This window comes from Poseidonibacter sp. (genome assembly GCF_041821165.1).
Taxonomy (GTDB): Bacteria; Campylobacterota; Campylobacteria; order Campylobacterales; family Arcobacteraceae; genus Poseidonibacter.
This window is the reverse complement of sequence record NZ_JBGUES010000268.1, coordinates 1-2,015: the sequence shown is the minus strand read 5'-3', so window position 1 is coordinate 2,015 and position 2,015 is coordinate 1. Positions and strand designations below refer to the sequence as shown.

2 protein-coding genes are annotated in these 2,015 nt (G+C 28.7%); both read right to left on the bottom strand.

Annotated elements, in window-relative coordinates; all coding sequences use genetic code 11:
- On the bottom strand, nucleotides 1-1,683 hold a 1,683-nt coding region (gene uvrB / locus ACERKK_RS13045), incomplete at its 3' end, for an excinuclease ABC subunit UvrB (protein ID WP_373773509.1).
- 58 nt (nucleotides 1,684-1,741) lie between these two features.
- Nucleotides 1,742-2,015: ATP-binding protein (locus ACERKK_RS13040; RefSeq protein WP_373773508.1), on the bottom strand; the 274-nt coding region annotated here is incomplete at its 5' end.

Sequence of the window (2,015 nt, the reverse complement as noted above, 5' to 3'; positions counted from 1 at the left end):
CGAGTCGGTTATTCTTTTTGCAAAAAGGATAACTCTTCCATTTTCATTTCGTGCACCTCTTCCCATTGTTTGAACAAGTGCTGTTCTACTTCTTAAGAATCCTTCTTTATCCGCATCTAAAATAGCAACAAGTGAAGTTTCTGGAATATCTAAGCCCTCTCTTAAAAGGTTAATTCCAATTAATACATCAAACACTCCAAGTCTTAACTCTCTAATAATATGGTTTCTTTGAATTGCATCAATTTCACTATGCATATATTTTACTTTAATACCTAAATCACTGTAATAAGAAGCTAACTCTTCTGCCATTTTTTTTGTTAAAACAGTAATTAAAACTCTTTCATCTTTTACTATTACTTTTTTGATTTCATCATAAAGTTTTTCAACTTGATGTTCACTATCCATAATATCAATTATAGGCTCAAGTAAACCAGTTGGTCTAATAATTTGTTCTGCAACTACTGAACTTAAATTTACTTCTAACTCATTTGGTGTTGCACTTACAAATAAAAATGATGGTGCTTTATGAATAAACTCATCAAATTTTAAAGGTCTATTATCCAAAGCACTTGGAAGTCTAAATCCATAATCAACTAAAACCTCTTTTCTACTTCTATCAGCTGCATGCATTCCTCTAAATTGAGGTAATGAAACATGTGATTCATCAACAATAAGTAAAAAGTCTTTTTTTATTTGTTCAAAATAGTTCATTAAAGTATATGGAGTTTCACCAGGTTCTTGACCTGTTAAATAACGTGCATAGTTTTCAATTCCCTTACACATTCCAGTTCCTTCAATCATCTCTAAATCAAACTCTACTCTTTGTTTTAATCTTTGGTGTTCAACTAATTTATCATTTTCTTTTAAATTTGCAAGTCTTTCATGTAACTCTTCTTCTATTTTTTTAACAGCAACTGCTAGTTTATCATTTGAAACAACAAATGGATTTACAGAATAAATAGTTACCTCATCTAAATCTTTTGTTTTATTATTTGTTAAATACTCATGTTGAGTAATTGATTCTACTTCATCAGCAAAAAATTCTATTCTAATAAATTCATCTTCAAAATAAGCTGGATAAATATCAATAACATCACCGTTTACTCTAAAATCTGATCTATCAAAGAACTTATCATTTCTTTTATACCCCATTTCTACAAGTTTAAGTAAAAATGCTCTTTGCGAATATTCAAAACCAACTTCAACTTTTTGTACCATTTTTTGATACTCTTCTGGGTTTCCTAAACCATAGTTTGCAGAAACTGATGCAATAACAATAACATCATCAAAAGATAAAAGTGAAGCTGTAGTACTTAGTCTTAATCTTTCAAGTTCTTCATTTATTGATGAATCTTTTTCAATAAATAAATCGCTTCTTGGTATATAAGCTTCAGGTTGATAGTAATCGTAGTATGAAATAAAATATTCAACATGGTTATTTGGAAAAAACTGTTTAAACTCACTATATAGCTGTGCTGCTAATGTTTTATTATGAGTCATAATAAGTGTTGGTCTTTGAGTTTTTTCAATTACTTTAGCCATCGTAAATGTTTTACCTGAACCTGTAACTCCTAAAAGAGTGTTATATTGGTTACCTGCATTAATTGAATCGCTAAGTTCTTTTATAGCCCTTGGTTGGTCTCCTGCTGGAGTATAATCTGAGTGTACTTTAAATGGTGTCATAAATGGATTTTAGCATAACTTTCTAAAGGTTTTGGTAAATATATCAAATTGTTAATTTTTAAGACAAAGGTAGTGTTAAAATGAAATTAGCTCCTATATAATTCTGTTGATTATATGAATATTCTTCATTTACAGCAGCAATACTTCCATTCATTCCTTCAACAATTATATTATATGTCATACTAAGTCCAAGCCCTATTCCTACATTTTTATGTTTTGTTGTAAAATATTGTTCAAATATTCTTGGTAAAACTTCTATTGGTATTCCTTTTGCATTATCTTTTATACTAATTTTAACTTTCTCATTTTTCATAATTGCTGATATAAAAATA